The sequence below is a fragment of the Thermocrinis albus DSM 14484 genome (assembly GCF_000025605.1).
Taxonomy (GTDB): domain Bacteria; phylum Aquificota; class Aquificia; order Aquificales; family Aquificaceae; genus Thermocrinis; species Thermocrinis albus.
The window spans coordinates 342,187-356,231 of the sequence record NC_013894.1 but is presented as its reverse complement, the minus strand read 5'-3'; the positions used below and the strand labels follow the sequence as shown (position 1 = coordinate 356,231).

General features: G+C 48.5%; 16 protein-coding genes and 1 tRNA gene. 8 read left to right on the top strand and 9 right to left on the bottom strand.

Annotated features, from left to right (window positions below; translation table 11 throughout):
* Nucleotides 1–3: 3 nt before the first annotated feature.
* Complete coding sequence (locus THAL_RS01775) at nt 4–243, top strand: KH domain-containing protein (RefSeq protein WP_012991399.1); 240 nt, start codon at nt 4–6, stop codon at nt 241–243.
* Here the strand turns inward: THAL_RS01775 and THAL_RS01770 are convergent.
* The 5 genes from THAL_RS01770 to THAL_RS01750 are packed head-to-tail and all read right to left on the bottom strand — an operon-like array spanning nt 235 to nt 4,253.
* Nucleotides 235–564, bottom strand: a complete 330-nt coding sequence (locus THAL_RS01770; RefSeq protein ID WP_012991398.1) for a YraN family protein — start codon at nt 562–564, stop codon at nt 235–237. The two genes, THAL_RS01775 and THAL_RS01770, sit on opposite strands and share 9 nt — an antisense overlap.
* On the bottom strand, nt 561–1,493 hold the full coding sequence (locus THAL_RS01765) for a bifunctional heptose 7-phosphate kinase/heptose 1-phosphate adenyltransferase (protein WP_012991397.1): 933 nt from the start codon (nt 1,491–1,493) through the stop codon (nt 561–563). Before THAL_RS01765 ends, THAL_RS01770 begins: the two co-directional genes overlap by 4 nt.
* Nucleotides 1,483–2,727: an aspartate kinase gene (locus THAL_RS01760; RefSeq protein ID WP_012991396.1), complete on the bottom strand. Its 1,245-nt coding sequence runs from the start codon at nt 2,725–2,727 to the stop codon at nt 1,483–1,485. The genes THAL_RS01765 and THAL_RS01760 overlap by 11 nt, the downstream gene beginning before the upstream one ends.
* Nucleotides 2,720–3,331, bottom strand: a complete 612-nt coding sequence (gene rdgB, locus THAL_RS01755; protein ID WP_012991395.1) for an RdgB/HAM1 family non-canonical purine NTP pyrophosphatase — start codon at nt 3,329–3,331, stop codon at nt 2,720–2,722. The genes THAL_RS01760 and rdgB overlap by 8 nt, the downstream gene beginning before the upstream one ends.
* Nucleotides 3,321–4,253, bottom strand: a complete 933-nt coding sequence (locus tag THAL_RS01750; RefSeq protein WP_169301982.1) for a mechanosensitive ion channel family protein — start codon at nt 4,251–4,253, stop codon at nt 3,321–3,323. The genes rdgB and THAL_RS01750 overlap by 11 nt, the downstream gene beginning before the upstream one ends.
* Before the next feature lie 115 nt (nt 4,254–4,368).
* Here THAL_RS01750 and THAL_RS01745 point away from each other — a divergent pair, with 115 nt between their 5' ends.
* The 5 genes from THAL_RS01745 to THAL_RS01725 all read left to right on the top strand — a co-directional run bounded on the left by THAL_RS01745 (nt 4,369) and on the right by THAL_RS01725 (nt 9,277).
* Nucleotides 4,369–5,748, top strand: coding sequence for an RNA-guided endonuclease InsQ/TnpB family protein (locus tag THAL_RS01745; protein ID WP_012991393.1), 1,380 nt, complete (start codon nt 4,369–4,371; stop codon nt 5,746–5,748).
* 95 nt (nt 5,749–5,843) lie between these two features.
* The gene (locus THAL_RS01740; protein ID WP_012991392.1) at nt 5,844–6,086 is read left to right on the top strand and encodes an AbrB/MazE/SpoVT family DNA-binding domain-containing protein; all 243 of its coding nucleotides are present in this window, start codon (nt 5,844–5,846) and stop codon (nt 6,084–6,086) included.
* Nucleotides 6,083–6,694, top strand: coding sequence for a flagellar hook assembly protein FlgD (locus THAL_RS01735; protein ID WP_012991391.1), 612 nt, complete (start codon nt 6,083–6,085; stop codon nt 6,692–6,694). The genes THAL_RS01740 and THAL_RS01735 overlap by 4 nt, the downstream gene beginning before the upstream one ends.
* Before the next feature lie 2 nt (nt 6,695–6,696).
* The gene (locus tag THAL_RS01730; RefSeq protein WP_012991390.1) at nt 6,697–8,061 is read left to right on the top strand and encodes a flagellar hook protein FlgE; all 1,365 of its coding nucleotides are present in this window, start codon (nt 6,697–6,699) and stop codon (nt 8,059–8,061) included.
* Between the two features lie 43 nt (nt 8,062–8,104).
* Nucleotides 8,105–9,277: a type III PLP-dependent enzyme gene (locus THAL_RS01725; RefSeq protein WP_012991389.1), complete on the top strand. Its 1,173-nt coding sequence runs from the start codon at nt 8,105–8,107 to the stop codon at nt 9,275–9,277.
* Here THAL_RS01725 and THAL_RS01720 read toward each other — a convergent pair.
* From THAL_RS01720 to mog, 4 genes are all read right to left on the bottom strand, one after another.
* The gene (locus tag THAL_RS01720) at nt 9,240–10,079 is read right to left on the bottom strand and encodes a P-loop NTPase family protein (RefSeq protein ID WP_012991388.1); all 840 of its coding nucleotides are present in this window, start codon (nt 10,077–10,079) and stop codon (nt 9,240–9,242) included. The two genes, THAL_RS01725 and THAL_RS01720, sit on opposite strands and share 38 nt — an antisense overlap.
* Complete coding sequence (locus THAL_RS01715) at nt 10,076–11,029, bottom strand: acetyl-CoA carboxylase carboxyltransferase subunit alpha (RefSeq protein ID WP_012991387.1); 954 nt, start codon at nt 11,027–11,029, stop codon at nt 10,076–10,078. The genes THAL_RS01720 and THAL_RS01715 overlap by 4 nt, the downstream gene beginning before the upstream one ends.
* 17 nt (nt 11,030–11,046) lie before the next feature.
* Nucleotides 11,047–11,119: transfer RNA gene (locus THAL_RS01710), tRNA-Val, on the bottom strand.
* Nucleotides 11,120–11,138: 19 nt separating this feature from the next.
* Nucleotides 11,139–11,669, bottom strand: coding sequence for a molybdopterin adenylyltransferase (gene mog, locus THAL_RS01705; RefSeq protein ID WP_012991386.1), 531 nt, complete (start codon nt 11,667–11,669; stop codon nt 11,139–11,141).
* 19 nt (nt 11,670–11,688) lie between these two features.
* Between mog and cysS the strand changes: the two genes are divergently transcribed.
* Together cysS and folD are read left to right on the top strand one after the other, a co-directional pair.
* Nucleotides 11,689–13,161, top strand: a complete 1,473-nt coding sequence (gene cysS / locus THAL_RS01700; protein WP_012991385.1) for a cysteine--tRNA ligase — start codon at nt 11,689–11,691, stop codon at nt 13,159–13,161.
* Nucleotides 13,146–14,033 carry a bifunctional methylenetetrahydrofolate dehydrogenase/methenyltetrahydrofolate cyclohydrolase FolD gene (gene folD, locus THAL_RS01695; RefSeq protein WP_012991384.1) on the top strand — a complete coding sequence of 296 codons (888 nt, stop codon included), beginning with the start codon at nt 13,146–13,148 and terminating at the stop codon, nt 14,031–14,033. The genes cysS and folD overlap by 16 nt, the downstream gene beginning before the upstream one ends.
* Nucleotides 14,034–14,045 lie beyond the last annotated feature (12 nt).

Sequence of the window (14,045 nt, the reverse complement as noted above, 5' to 3'; positions counted from 1 at the left end):
AAGATGAGCCAACTGAGAGATCTTGTGGAGATAACCGCCAAGTCCCTTGTAGACAATCCTAACGCCGTGAACGTGGTGGAGATAGAAGGAGAGAAGACTATAGTTATAGAGCTGAGAGTAGAGAAAGGGGACGTGGGTAAAGTCATCGGAAAACAGGGTAGAATAGCCCGCGCCCTGAGAACCATCCTGTCCGCCATGGGCAGGAAACAGAACAAGAGGGTGGTTTTGGAAATACTAGAGTGAGATGTTCTTTAAGTGTTCTACTTCACTACCTCTTATAACTAAGAGATCTACCCTACAGTCCTGTGCGGGGAACTCGGCCATGAGCTTCTCCGCACATTTTAGTATTTTGGCTAGCTTAGTGGTATCCATCCTGTAGGCGGGGTCCGTCGAGCTGTGCCCTGCACCTCCCTTCACTTCCACAAAAACCAAGGTATCACCATCCAAAGCCAAAATGTCTATCTCTCCATATCTACAGTGTACGTTGCGCCTCAGAACCTTGTAACCTATCCGGGTAAGGTACAGGCAGGCCACATCTTCAAACTCCCTTCCCTTACCTTTCATCTCAGATTTTCCAATATTTCGTGAGGTTTTACGGTGGCGGTTCCCAATTTACCTACCACTATTCCCGCACACACATTAGCCAGCTCACAGGAAAGCTCCCAATCACCACTCACCAGATAGGATGCTGTAAGTACTGCAACCACTGTGTCACCTGCTCCGGAAACGTCGTACACTTGCTTAGCTCTTGCCGGAAAGCTCTTCTCTCTGCCTTCTCTAAAGAGCATCATACCTTTTGGTCCCATAGTTATGACAAGGGTCTTCAAACCAAGGTAGTCTTTCAAACTGAATCCTAAGTCTCTCAGATCTTCTATCGGAAGCATCTGGCGTGCTTCCTTTTCGTTGGGAGTCATCAGATCCACACCGCGGTACAGGTCCCTGTTGTGAGGTCTTGGATCAACAGCCACGAAAACACCCTTAGCCTTTACCCTCTCCATCAAGGAGCCTGTTACCACACCCTTAGCATAGTCGGAAACAATGATCCCGTCCACCACCACCTCCAACCTCTCTAAGATGTCCTTTAACACGGAAGGGTCCGGTGGCCTTCTCACCTCTCTATCTACTCTCAGAAGTTGTTGAGATAGAGCAACCATGCGGGATTTTTCTGTGGTAGGTCTTCCCCTCTCTTGAATGGTAAGGTCCCTTATACCTCTCTCAAGTAGCATATTCTTTACCTTGTTGGCAGCCTCATCGTCTCCCAGAAGACCACACAGGTATGTCTCCACTCCCAGATCCGCCAGATTGGCCGCTACGTTACCTGCACCCCCCAATCTAAACTCCTCCCTCTCCACTTCCAAAACTGGTACAGGTGCTTCCGGAGATATTCTCTCTACCCTTCCGAAAACGTATCTGTCCAGTATTATGTCACCCACCACAAGGATTTTGAGGCCTCTGAAGGATTGAAGAAGGCTCCTTACTCTCTCAGGTTCCATCGTTGACGATCTTTATCTCCTCTCCTTCCTCCACAAAGGCGGAGTGCAGTTCTCTGACCGCTAACTCCCCGTACTTTTGATCTATGAGACAGGATATCTTTATCTCCGACGTGGATATAGCCATGATGTTGATGTTGTTCTTATAAAGAACCTCAAACATCTTGGCAGCTGTACCGTAAGAACTTTTCATACCGATACCTACTACCGACACCTTAGCCACGTTGTCATCCCTCACCACTTCTTGGGCACCTATCTCCTGAGCCACCTTCCTCACTATCTCTTCCGCTCTCGGAGCGTCTGCTTTGTTGACGGTGAAGGAAAGATCCGTATAACCTTGGTGGGAAACGTTCTGCACTATCATGTCCACCACTATGTGGGCATCCCCCAGCGCTTTAAAGATTCTGTAGGCGATACCCGGTCTGTCGGGAACTCTCACCACCGTTATTCTGGACTCCTTAGTCTCCAGGGTTATAGCCCTTACAGCCACTTTCTCCATGACTTCCTCCTCCGGTACTATCCATGTACCTTCCTGATCAGAAAAGGAACTTCTGACATGTATTCTCACGTTGTATTTCATGGCAAATTCCACGCTACGCGCTTGCATAACCTTTGCTCCCAGAGAAGCCATTTCCAACATCTCCTCGTAGGATATACGAGCTATCTTACGGGCAGAGGGAACAATACGTGGGTCTGCGGTAAACACTCCCTCCACATCGGTGTATATCTCACAGTCTGCTCCCAAGGCGTAGGCGAGGGCCACCGCCGTCAGGTCAGAGCCTCCCCTTCCCAAAGTGGTTATTTCCCAATCTTCCGTCACGCCTTGAAAACCTGCCACCACCGGTATGTAGCCTTCTTTCAGTATATTTTTAAGGCGCTGAACACCTATCTTTCTCACACGGGCCTTGGTATGAACACTGTCTGTGATGATGGGAACTTGCCAACCACACAGACTTACGGCAGGATACCCCATACTGTTCAGTACCATGGCAAAGAGGGCTATCGCCTGCTGTTCTCCGGTGGACACCAGCATGTCTAGTTCCCTTTCGGGAGGTAACGGATCTATCTCTTTGGCAAGATTTATGAGTCTGTCTGTTTCTCCCGCCATGGCTGAGGATACTACCACCACCTTATAACCCTGTTGTACCTTGTCGATTACTTTACGGGCTGCGTTCTTTATCCTCTCTATACTTCCAACAGAAGTTCCTCCAAACTTGACCACCAGCAGTTTATCCATAGGTGAAGTATTTTAAGATATGTAGCAGTTTTCTCAGTGCTTTACCTCGGTGAGACACACTGTCCTTTTCTTCCGGAGAAAGTTCTGCCATAGTTCTGTGATCACCTTCGGGTACAAAGACAGGGTCGTAACCAAAACCCCTGTTTCCCCTTCTCTCGGTAGTTATACTTCCCCAACACCTTCCCTCTGTCCACACACCCCAGTCTCCTGCGTACAGAACCACGTAGGCCACAAAGTAAGCCCTTCTGTCTTCCTTACCTTCCATAAGACGGAGAAGCTTCCTTATGTTGGCCTCATCCTCTGTTTCTGTAACTTCCTCCCTTCCGCCCCACTCTATCTGGTAAAATCTGCTGGAGAAAACTCCCGGATATCCTTCCAAAGAAGGCACCACGAGACCTGAATCATCCGCCAGAGTGGGTATCCCGTAACGCTCCCAGTAAGCCCTTGCCTTCAGATAAGCGTTTTCCAGGAAAGAACATCCACCTTCCTCCACCTGCAGGGATCTGTCAGGCAGGATTACCTCAATACCGGAGGAAGAGAGCAGCCTGATGATCTCCTGGGCCTTCTTAGGGTTAGCGGTGGCCAGAAGTACTCTATCCAGCATTTTCCCTCAGAACCTTGTGAAACCTCTTTATAAACTCGTGACGAATCAGGGCTCTATCTTGGAAGGATTTAAAAGGTATCAGCACATCCAGCAGTACACCAGTATCTTGAAAGGTATGAAACCGGACCTTTACCTCCTCCTCAGGCATGTCAGAGGGGTAGAGTTCCTTCAAAACCGCCTGCGCCACATCTATGGCCAGTAGCTCTGCGCGGTAAAGCTCTACCGAGTGGGGTACATGAAGGGTTACCACCAAGAGACCATCGTCCCTTCTGTAGTTTTTAACTACCGATTGAGACAACCTTTCGTTGGGAATGAGAATCAAGTTTCCTTCTTTATCCTTTAACAGGGTACTCCTCCACGTTATATCCAGAACCGTGCCTTCCTCACCTGTGGAGAGGCTTATCACGTCACCCGGCCTAACCTGCCTTGCCATGGTTATGTATAGGCCAGCGAAGAGGTTTGCGAGAGTGTCCCTCAAAGCTAAGGAGACCGCTAAACCCGCCACACCTAAGGTGGTGAGTATAGGTGTGACGGATATCCCCAAGTTGTCCAAAATTATCAGCAAAGCCAGTAAGAGAAAGGCAGCCCTCAGAATATACACGGAGAGAGCGGTTACCTGTATGCCTCTCCTGGTAGCAAAAGATGTCCAAAGATGGATAAAAAAGCTGGAAACAAACAGAGAGATTATCAGCACGTAGGCTGTCATGAGACCTCTGTTGAGAAGTTTCTCGTATCTGGGAGGAACCCCTTCCATTTGGACAGCCACGTGCAGAGATACCACCATCAGAAAGGGATACAACCACTTTCTGAGGGAAGCCACCAAACTTCCAAAGGGACCCCGCCTTTCCCAAAAACGCAGAAGACTCACATCTATAAAGAAAGCCGCTATTAAACCCACCAATGGAGCTACCCAGACCAGCATAGGCATGATAATAACTTTATAGAAAAACTTGCGGGCTAAAACCCCGTATCTGTATGGTTGACCATATAATTAAATCTTAAATGGTTGCGGAAAGCGAAAAGAGGTATATTGAAGAATGCCAAAATCTCTAAGATGTATCACCATATCCTTAAACGACCTTCCCGAAGAGTACAGGATTGTCCTCGGGTATCTTACCTACCACTCGGGCAAGCTCTACAACCAGGCTCTCTACCTTCTCAAAAACAAACTCGCCAAGGTTAATATGTTTGACCTCTACAATAAGCTAAACTCCTCAATCCACCTCAAAGCCCTCCAGTCAAGAACAGCTCAGATAGTCTTAGATGAGCTTGTGAGAGCCTACAAAAACTGGTTTGAGTTCCTCAAAAACCCTCAGAAGTTCAAAGGACAGGAGATAAAGCATCCCAAATTCAGACCCAAGAGAAAACCCCACAGAACCTTAACTTACGACAGGACAGGCTTTAAGGTGATAGGCACTAAAGTGAGGCTCAGTCTCTCTAAGGAGCTAAGAAGGTGGCTCAGAGAAAAGCACGATATACACGTCAAATACCTCTGGATAGAAACAGGGCTTGAACTGAGAGAGGAGCTCGTGAAGAATATTCAGATTGTTCCGAAAGGGACTGGATATGAGCTTCACATAATCTACGAGCATAAAATAGAAAACAGGGAGTATTCAGGAAACAAGGTAATGGTAATAGACCCAAACTCAGGAAACTTCATGGTGGTGGGGATAGAAGGGATAAAGACTCCTTACATAATAGACGGAAAAGGATTGAAAAGCCTGCTAAGGAAGTATTTAAAGAAGATAGCAAAGCTTCAGAGCTTAAAAGACAATCTCAAGAACAAGGGACTTCCCTACCACAGGGTGGAGGAGAGGATAAGCAAGCTCTGGGTGAAGATAAAGAGGCTTTTAAGATACTACGCTCATACGGTATCAAATCTGATACTTGAGCTTGCAATCAAGCACGGAGTGAAAGAAATCTACATAGGAGATGCGGTGAAGAATAAGAACAAAGAAAGCAAACTGAACTCGGTGGCGGACCAGATATGGAGCCTGCTTCCACACGGTAAAGTGAAAAAGTATCTGGAGTATAAAGCTCTGGAATACGGTATAAGTGTGGATTACATAGATGAGAGCTACACTTCAGGGGTAGACTCCACGCTCTTTTGTGGAGTTAGCAAAGAAAACTACACCCCTGAAGGAAGGATAAAGAGAGGACTTTTCAGAACCTCTCTTGGACTTTTGAATGCTGATGTTAATGCTGTGAGGAACTATCTTAAGAAGCTCGGAAAGTTTGACCTTGAAACCGCTTTGGGAAGACCTGTGAGGCTGAGGGTATTTTACAAGCTAAAGGGAAGTAGCTCCGCTATACCGCTGTATTGTGGTATGGGCAGGAGTAGGGGCGGTGTGAACCCGCCAGTGGTGGTAAGGAACGCGTTAAGCGTTCAAACCTACCACGAAGCTCCGCATCTTTGATGCGGGGTAGTTCACAATAACAGAGCCACAGGTTAGATATATCATATATGTCAAACATATTGACAGCATCCAACTTACTGTGTATATTTACCTGTATGGAGGATGTGGCCAGAGTCATGGCCAGGGGGCTGATAGCTATACCCAGCGAGTTGAGGAAAAAGCTGGGTCTAAAGGAGGGAGATCTTGTTAAAATCCAAGTAGAGGGGGATAAGCTCATCATAAGGAAAGAGGCCCGTGTGTATGACCTGAAGGGTAGGCTTGCAACCTCAGAGGGAGGTTCCGTCTCCTTCGCTCAAGTGCTTCAGGAGGAGCTTAAGAAAAAATGGGGGAGAGTATGACACAGGTGGAGAAGGTTCGTATCTTACCGCCCAATTACACACAGGGAGTGGATAACCTGTCTCCACAGGACTTTTTGAAGATATATTTGGAGACGTTGAGGTTTCAGGATCCTTTCCAGCAACAGGACCTTTCCAAGATGTTGGATGATATGGTAAAACTGAACCAGGTGAAGTTCTTCAATGATGTGAGGAACACTCTGGAGAACTTGAAAGATCTCACCCTTCAGATGACTCTGGCTGCGGGTCTGAGTGTGCTGAACAGGGAGGTGTATGTATCTTCGGAGGATATCATACCCAACGGAGCCACCTACTACCTTATGTCGGACCGAGATATAAAGGGTGCCGTTGTGCAGTTTACCAACGACAGAGGTGATGTTAAGACTATCCGGATGGATATAGAAAAGGGTGTGAATGTGTTATCTACGGAGGCTCTGTCTGAAGGAACGTGGAAAGTTAACGTGCTGTATGGGGGGGAGCAGGTGCAGGGTGTTTCTCTTCTTGTGAAGGACAAAGTAAGGTCCGTAGAGCTTATGGGCGGGCAAGTCATGCTGGAGCTTTACAAGGGGGGAAACGTTCCCATCACAAAACTTGTACGCGTGGAGGGTTGACCATGCTGAGAAGTTTCTTTAATGCGGTCACAGGACTCAACGCCTACAGGACATGGATGGATATAACTTCTGACAACCTGGCCAACGTGAACACCATTGGGTTCAAGGCTAGCAGGCCTATATTTCAGGATGTCATCTCCTCTGTGACGGTGGGTCTCAACACTGTAACCAACACTATAAAGACCACCACATACGGTGCCGGAGTTTTGATAGACAGCACCCAGAAAATATGGACAATAGGAAACTTCAAGCAAACGGGAATAAACACGGATCTGGCCATACAGGGCAGAGGGCTCTTTATACTGAAGGATCCTATCAGCGGCGCTCATTACTACACCAGAGACGGTGAGTTCCGTTTGAGTAGGGATGGTTTCATGGTTAACTCTGCTGGACTCAAGCTGCAAGGTTTCCGTGTTGATGAAAACGGGAGAACAGTAGGAACGGGTTTAGAAGACATAAAGGTTGTTCCTCAACTGGAACCCAAACCCACTGGAGTTATAAACTTCCTGCAACCTTCTAACCTTAATGCCACGGCCACTGAGCCACCTAATCCCTTTAATCCTCTGGATCCTTCCTCTTACAACTACAGATACACGCTGACCATCTACGACAGCTTAGGGACACCCTACCAAGCGGACATGTACTTTAGAAAAACCAATCTACCTAATCAGTGGGAGATACACCTCAGAGCTGACATAGACCCTAACAGTCCGGGCTATGAACTCAGTGGGGATTGGACCGTTACCTTTGACAGCTACGGTAAGCTGATCTATGACAACGCCACCGTTCTGAGAGAACCTCAGGGTAGTAACTTCGCCTACTATCTTAATCCCGCCAATTTAAGCGTTCCTGCCTCAACTCCCAGTGGTGGTACTTTCCCATCTGCCTCTGTGTGGAGAATCTACGTAGGAACCTCCCTTCAATCCGGTGCCCCAAATCCAGGACAGCCTATACCTACATCCTTCGTAACTCAACACGCTTCTGATTTTGTTGTTACTGCAAGTCAGAACGGTTACGCCAGAGGAGATCTGGTGGACGTATATGTCCTTTCGGAGGATGGTGCCGTGGTGGGTGTATACTCCAACGGAAAATCTCTGCCCCTTTACAGGGTCGCTGTGGCGGTGTTCTCGGATCCTGAAGAACTCATTAAAAAGGGAGCCAACCTATACACCTCCATATCCACTCCCACCGTTATGGTACCCGGCGGAGCCGAAAAGGTAAGATCCGGTATGCTGGAAATGTCCAACGTGGATATAGCCACCGAGTTTGTGAACCTCATATCGGCACAAAGAGCTTATCAGGCCAACGCTAAGACCATAACCGCCACCAACGCCGTGCTGGATGAGACGGTCAATCTGGTAAGATAGTTACCTTGACATTTCTTCACTACAGGACTACTATTAAGCCTCTATGGTGGAGGAAGTTGTAGACAGGCGTAGGGTTCAGTTTGAGTTTGCTAAGAGGAGTTTTGAGGCCTTCTTGTCGGAGAGGGAGCGTTTTCTTCCTTACTTAAAACCACAGGTTACACCTGTTCTGTACATGGACCTGGAAGGTATAAAGAGCAGGTATATCGAGCTAAGGTATCACCTGCCACAGGTGAAGGTCTACTACGCTGTTAAAGCTAACGATCATCCCGAGATCATAAGGGTCCTGGCGGAGCTAGGATCTGGTTTTGAGGTAGCTTCTTCCGAGGAGTTGAGGAGAGTGTTGGAAATGGGGGTGAGTCCAGACAGGGTTATATCCAGCAACCCTGTAAAGCCTATGGACTTTATAGAGTACGCTTACAGTAAGGGTGTAGACCGGTTTGCGGTAGACTCCTTTACGGAGGTAGATAAACTGGCTAAGGTAGCAAAGAGATCCAGGGTTTACGTAAGGCTTGTGGTACCCAACGAAGGGAGCGACTGGCCACTCTCTAAGAAGTTCGGTGTTGACGTAAACACAGCTCTGGATATACTGGAGTACGCAAGGGAGAAGGGACTTATACCCTATGGAGTAACATTTCACGTGGGGTCTCAGTGCAACAACTACAGAAACTGGTTTATCGGTATAAGGACGGCTGCGGAACTTTGGAGTAAGGCTAAAGAGAGGGGTTTGAGATTACAGATGTTAAATCTGGGAGGAGGGATACCAGTACGCTACACCTACGAGGCCCTGAGTGTGGAGGACATAGCCTATTACGTGAGGGGTCTCCTCCAGAAGTTCTTTCCCAGTATGCCCCATGAACTCCAGATAGAACCGGGAAGGGGTATAGTAGGTGATCAGGGAATAATGGTAACGAGGGTTATAGGTAAGGCTCGGAGGGGTAACGAAAACTGGATATACATAGACACAGGTGTTTTCAACGGTCTTGCAGAAGCGTTGGGGGGTATAAGATACGCCTTCTATCTGGATAGGGAAGGGGAACTGGAGGAGTGGACCATAGGGGGTGTGTCCTGTGACAGTATGGATGTGGTGGCACGCAGTGTACCACTACCTGAACCAGAAGTAGGCGACTACCTATACATACTGTCCGCAGGTGCCTACACGACGGTTTATGCGGCCAACTTCAACGGTTTTCCGGTTCCTCAGGTAGTGTTTCCATGATCTGAACCTTAAGCTTTCCTGATACACCTGAGGGCCGTACCTCTATCTGCACAACTCCTGTAGAGTGAAGGAGATGTTCCTCCGCCACAGGAGCCTGAAGTAGAACTACAGTACCCATGTGGGACAGACGTACCAACAGGTCCAGCTCCCTTTGGGACATTACATCCTGAAAGTTGATGTACAAAATATCTGGGTTTATGCGCATAGCATCCAGCAGACCCTCCTCGAAACTCTCCACGTCTAAACCTACCTCCCTCTGTACCACCAGGGAACTACCGTGTTTCAAAAGAAAAGTTAGGTTCTTTTCTAGCACGAAGATAACCTTAGACATGGTGTTTACTATGTGCTGGAGTAGAGAGTAGACAAAGGTGGAGGTTCTTATGGGATCCCTTCCCTTTATCACGTAAAGGCGTTGATGGCTCAGCCTGAGAAGCTCCTCCAGTCTTGGTATTATACCTTCATCTTCACAGAGGGTGTAGAGGCGTGGTATCTCCATAGGCGTTTTGATGATAGATACTACATAACTTCCTCTCTGGGTGATGTAACTCACTCTGAAACGTCCCACGCCGTGCATGCCGAAGGAAAAACTACCCTCTCTACCAAGAGGTCCCATGAGAGTGGGAGCATGTGTCCTTAGAGCTACAAGGGTGTCTCTCACGTCATCGGCACTTAGTACTACATCCATAAACTTTATGAGTTTACCTTCCCTTCTTTCGGTGGGTGGCGCTTTAGGTACCAGCAGCACCTCCGTTATGTCTTTGGAGCTACTCATGTAGCTGAGGATCTCCGGCGCGTAGTTCATGGCATCACCTCTTGGAAGACTCCCATGGAGGAGAACTTTTTAATCCTATCTTCTACGAGGCGCTCTGGAGTTAACTCCAGCAGTTCTCTCAGGGCTTTCCTCAAGCATCTTTTTATAAGTCTTGCTGTCCTCATATAGTCCCAGTGGGCTCCACCCAAAGGTTCTCTTATTATACCGTCTATAACACCCAGTCGGAGTAGATCCCACGAGGTGAGTTTGAGAGCTTTAGCTGCCTCCTTCACCTTGCTCTGATCCTTCCACAGAATGGCGGCACACCCTTCGGGAGATATAACAGAGTACACAGCGTTCTCCAACATGTAAACTCTGTTGGCCACTCCAAAGGCCAGTGCACCTCCCGAACCACCTTCTCCTATCACCACCGACACCACCGGTGTTCTCAGGTATCCGAAGGTGTAAAGACACTGGGCTATAGCCTCCGCCTGTCCCCTCTCCTCCGCACCAACACCTGGGTAAGCTCCCGCAGTGTCCACAAAGGTTATCACCGGCATACCGTAACTTTCTGCCAGTTTGGCTATTCTCACCGCCTTTCTGTACCCTTCGGGATGAGGCATACCAAAGTTCCTCTCCATCTTCTCTTTAGTACTTCTACCCTTTTCATGGCCTATCACCGCCACGGGCATACCCTCAAAGTAAGCAAACCCTGCTACCACCGCTCTGTCATCTCCAAAAAGTCTGTCTCCGTGGAGTTCTGTAAACTCCTCAAAGAGGATAGGTATGAGGTCCATGGTGTGAGGTCTCTTAGGATGGCGGGCTAACTGTACACGGTCCCAAGGATCCAGCTTCTGATAAGCCTTCCTGGCCTTTTCCCTGAACTCCCTTTGCAGTCTTCTCAGCTCACTCTCTCTGTGTCTCTCTCCTAACTGAAGGAGCTTTTTGAGTTGTAGTATCTTTTGAGCCAGTTCCTCAAGGTCTTTCTCTATCTCCAGCATGGTGTGTCTCGCATAAATAGGCGCGGGCGGACTTGAACCGCCGACCTCTGGCGTGTCGGGCCAGCGCTCTGCCTACTGAGCTACGCGCCTTACCTTAGAAATTATAACATCACCCTTTTGGCCTGAAGGCCTTAACCTTATTCTCATCGGTAGTGATGTAGGGACCACCTATGAGATCTATACAGTAAGGTACTGCAGGAAAAACAGCATCCAGACAGAGTTTTATAGACTGGGGTTTTCCTGGCAGGTTGATGATGAGGGTTCTGTTCCTTATACCTGCCAGTTGACGGGATAGTATGGCGGTAGGAACCTGCTGCAGAGATACCTGCCTCATGAGTTCTCCGAAACCCGGTAGTATCTTGTGGCAAACGGCCATCGTGGCTTCCGGGGTCACGTCACGGGGGGCTGGGCCTGTGCCTCCTGTGGTTAGTATAAGACAACAACCCTCTTCGTCCGCCATATGGATGAGGGCACCCTCTATGATGTCCCGCTCGTCCGGTACCACTCTGTAGACTATCTCGAAGGGTGATGTCACCACATCCTTAAGATACTCTATTATGTATTTTCCGCTTATGTCCTCGTACTCACCCCTACTTGCTCTATCGGACACCGTAAGGACACCGAACTTGGCCTTTTCCATGATTTAATATATTAATGTAATGAGTCTGCGTCTTTACAACACCCTCACAGGTAGAGTAGAGGAGTTTGTACCTCTGAACCCGCCCCAAGTGCTCATCTACACCTGTGGTGTCACCGTCTATGATGACTCTCATGTAGGGCACGGCAGAAGCCTTATAGTGTTTGACGTGCTGAGAAGGTACCTGGAGTATCTGGGTTACAGAGTGAAGTTTGTGAGAAACTTTACCGATGTGGATGACAAGATAATAAACAAAGCAAGGGAAGAGTGCACCCATTTCATGACGGTGGCCAACAGATACATAGCCAGTTACTACCGTGACATGGAAGCCATAGGTGTAAGACCGGCGGATGTAGAACCTAGAGTTACAGAACATATACAGGAGATAATACAGCTTATACAGGGACTTATAGATAAGGGATACGCCTACGTGTCGGGCGGTGACGTTTACTTTTCGGTGAAGGCTTTTCCTGAGTATGGGAAACTGTCCCGTAGAAACCCCGAGGAACTGGAGGCAGGCGCACGCGTTGAACCTTCCGAGAAGAAGAGGGATCCCTTAGACTTTGCCCTTTGGAAAGCTGCCAAGGCGGGAGAACCGGCATGGGACTCACCGTGGGGTCCGGGAAGACCTGGCTGGCATACCGAGTGTGTGGCCATGATCTTCAAGCACCTGGGCACCACTATAGACATACACGGTGGTGGTCTTGATCTTGTCTTTCCCCACCACGAGAACGAGATAGCTCAGGCGGAAGCTCTCACAGGAAGGCCTTTTGCCAGATACTGGGTACACAACGGACTGGTAACGGTAGGTGGGCAGAAGATGTCCAAATCTTTGGGAAACTACGTGACCCTTCGGGAAGTTTACAGTCGGTATCATCCAGATGTGCTGAGGCTTCTTGTGCTTATGACCCATTACAGAAGTCCCTTAGATTTTTCATGGGATAAAATGGAAGAAACAAAGCGTTCTTACGAGCGCCTAAAAAACGCCATAACCGACGCAGAGCTTCTGAAGGAGCTTCCTTCGGAGGAAGTCAGAGAGAAGCACCCACTTCTTGATAAGATAAGAGATGCGGAGGAAAAGTTTTTTGCGGATCTTGCCGACGACTTTAACACACCCTCTGCCCTTGGAAGGCTCTTCACCCTCGTGAGTGAGATGGGAAAGCTGAAGAAGGAGGTTTTGGAAAGAAGGCGGGTAAAAACATCGGAGCTGGATGCCTATCAGCAGGCCTCCGAAACTCTTCTTAAGCATCTGAGGGGTATCTTCGGTCTCTTTGAGGATCTTTATCCTGTGTGTAGCGTAAGGCGGGTGGTGGAGAAGGAGATGGAGGCGGGGCATGTGCTGGACGAAAGGCTCATAGAACTACTCATAGAAGTGAGATCCAAGGCCAGACAAGAGAAAGCTTATGCCATAGCGGACCTCATAAGGGATAGACTGAGAGAACTGGGCATAATCTTAGAGGATACTCCGGCAGGTACCAAATGGAAAAGGGCGTGATACCCCAGATTTTGGACGGCAAGGCGGTAGCAGAGGTCATAAGAGAACAGATAAGGAGAGAGATAGAGTTTTACGTAACGAAAGGTTTAAGACCCCCGTGTCTGGCGGTGGTTCTGGTGGGAGACGATCCTCCAAGTCATATATACGTAAAGAACAAACGCCTTGCCTGTGAAAAGGTGGGTATAACTTCCTTACTGTACCATCTTCCTGCCAACACATCCAGTGAAGAGCTTTTGGATCTCATAGCGGATCTTAACGCTCGCGATGAGGTGGACGGTATACTGGTTCAATTGCCTTTACCTCCCCATATACCCCTACACGAAGTGATAACGGCCATCTCTCCTCGCAAGGACGTGGACGGTTTCACACCCGAAAACATGGGTAAACTGATAGCCCGCATGGAGGATGGTTTTATACCCTGCACTCCCTTAGGGATAGACCTTCTCCTCCGTCACTACAACATACCCCTCAAAGGTAAAGATGTGGTGGTGGTGGGTGCAGGTTTCATAGTGGGAAGACCTCTCAGCATGCTACTGCTGTGGAGGGATGCTACCGTAACCGTATGCCACATTCACACCAAGGACCTGAAGCGCCACACCCTTACCGCAGATATCCTCATATCTGCCACAGGAGTCCCACACCTCATAAAAGGTGACATGGTGAAGGAAGGTGCCGTGGTCATAGACGTAGGCATATCCCGTTTGGGAGACAAGATAGTGGGGGATGTGGATTACCAATCTGTGAAGGATAAGGCTTCGGCCATAACTCCCGTACCGGGTGGTGTGGGTCCCATGACGGTAACAGCTCTCCTTCTTAATACTCTAAAAGCTTACAAGAGGAACATAAAGGGATTAAATTTAAACAGGTTATAAGGAGGCCACACC

What these genes read in the sequence shown, in the direction of transcription:
- THAL_RS01775 (WP_012991399.1), top strand. Translation starts at nt 4, where the DNA reads ATGAGCCAACTGAGAGATCTTGTGGAGATAACCGCCAAGTCCCTTGTA.
- THAL_RS01770 (WP_012991398.1), bottom strand. Translation starts at nt 564, where the DNA reads ATGAAAGGTAAGGGAAGGGAGTTTGAAGATGTGGCCTGCCTGTACCTT.
- THAL_RS01765 (WP_012991397.1), bottom strand. Translation starts at nt 1,493, where the DNA reads ATGGAACCTGAGAGAGTAAGGAGCCTTCTTCAATCCTTCAGAGGCCTC.
- THAL_RS01760 (WP_012991396.1), bottom strand. Translation starts at nt 2,727, where the DNA reads ATGGATAAACTGCTGGTGGTCAAGTTTGGAGGAACTTCTGTTGGAAGT.
- rdgB (WP_012991395.1), bottom strand. Translation starts at nt 3,331, where the DNA reads ATGCTGGATAGAGTACTTCTGGCCACCGCTAACCCTAAGAAGGCCCAG.
- THAL_RS01750 (WP_169301982.1), bottom strand. Translation starts at nt 4,253, where the DNA reads ATGCTGGTCTGGGTAGCTCCATTGGTGGGTTTAATAGCGGCTTTCTTT.
- THAL_RS01745 (WP_012991393.1), top strand. Translation starts at nt 4,369, where the DNA reads ATGCCAAAATCTCTAAGATGTATCACCATATCCTTAAACGACCTTCCC.
- THAL_RS01740 (WP_012991392.1), top strand. Translation starts at nt 5,844, where the DNA reads ATGGAGGATGTGGCCAGAGTCATGGCCAGGGGGCTGATAGCTATACCC.
- THAL_RS01735 (WP_012991391.1), top strand. Translation starts at nt 6,083, where the DNA reads ATGACACAGGTGGAGAAGGTTCGTATCTTACCGCCCAATTACACACAG.
- THAL_RS01730 (WP_012991390.1), top strand. Translation starts at nt 6,697, where the DNA reads ATGCTGAGAAGTTTCTTTAATGCGGTCACAGGACTCAACGCCTACAGG.
- THAL_RS01725 (WP_012991389.1), top strand. Translation starts at nt 8,105, where the DNA reads ATGGTGGAGGAAGTTGTAGACAGGCGTAGGGTTCAGTTTGAGTTTGCT.
- THAL_RS01720 (WP_012991388.1), bottom strand. Translation starts at nt 10,079, where the DNA reads ATGAACTACGCGCCGGAGATCCTCAGCTACATGAGTAGCTCCAAAGAC.
- THAL_RS01715 (WP_012991387.1), bottom strand. Translation starts at nt 11,029, where the DNA reads ATGCTGGAGATAGAGAAAGACCTTGAGGAACTGGCTCAAAAGATACTA.
- mog (WP_012991386.1), bottom strand. Translation starts at nt 11,669, where the DNA reads ATGGAAAAGGCCAAGTTCGGTGTCCTTACGGTGTCCGATAGAGCAAGT.
- cysS (WP_012991385.1), top strand. Translation starts at nt 11,689, where the DNA reads ATGAGTCTGCGTCTTTACAACACCCTCACAGGTAGAGTAGAGGAGTTT.
- folD (WP_012991384.1), top strand. Translation starts at nt 13,146, where the DNA reads ATGGAAAAGGGCGTGATACCCCAGATTTTGGACGGCAAGGCGGTAGCA.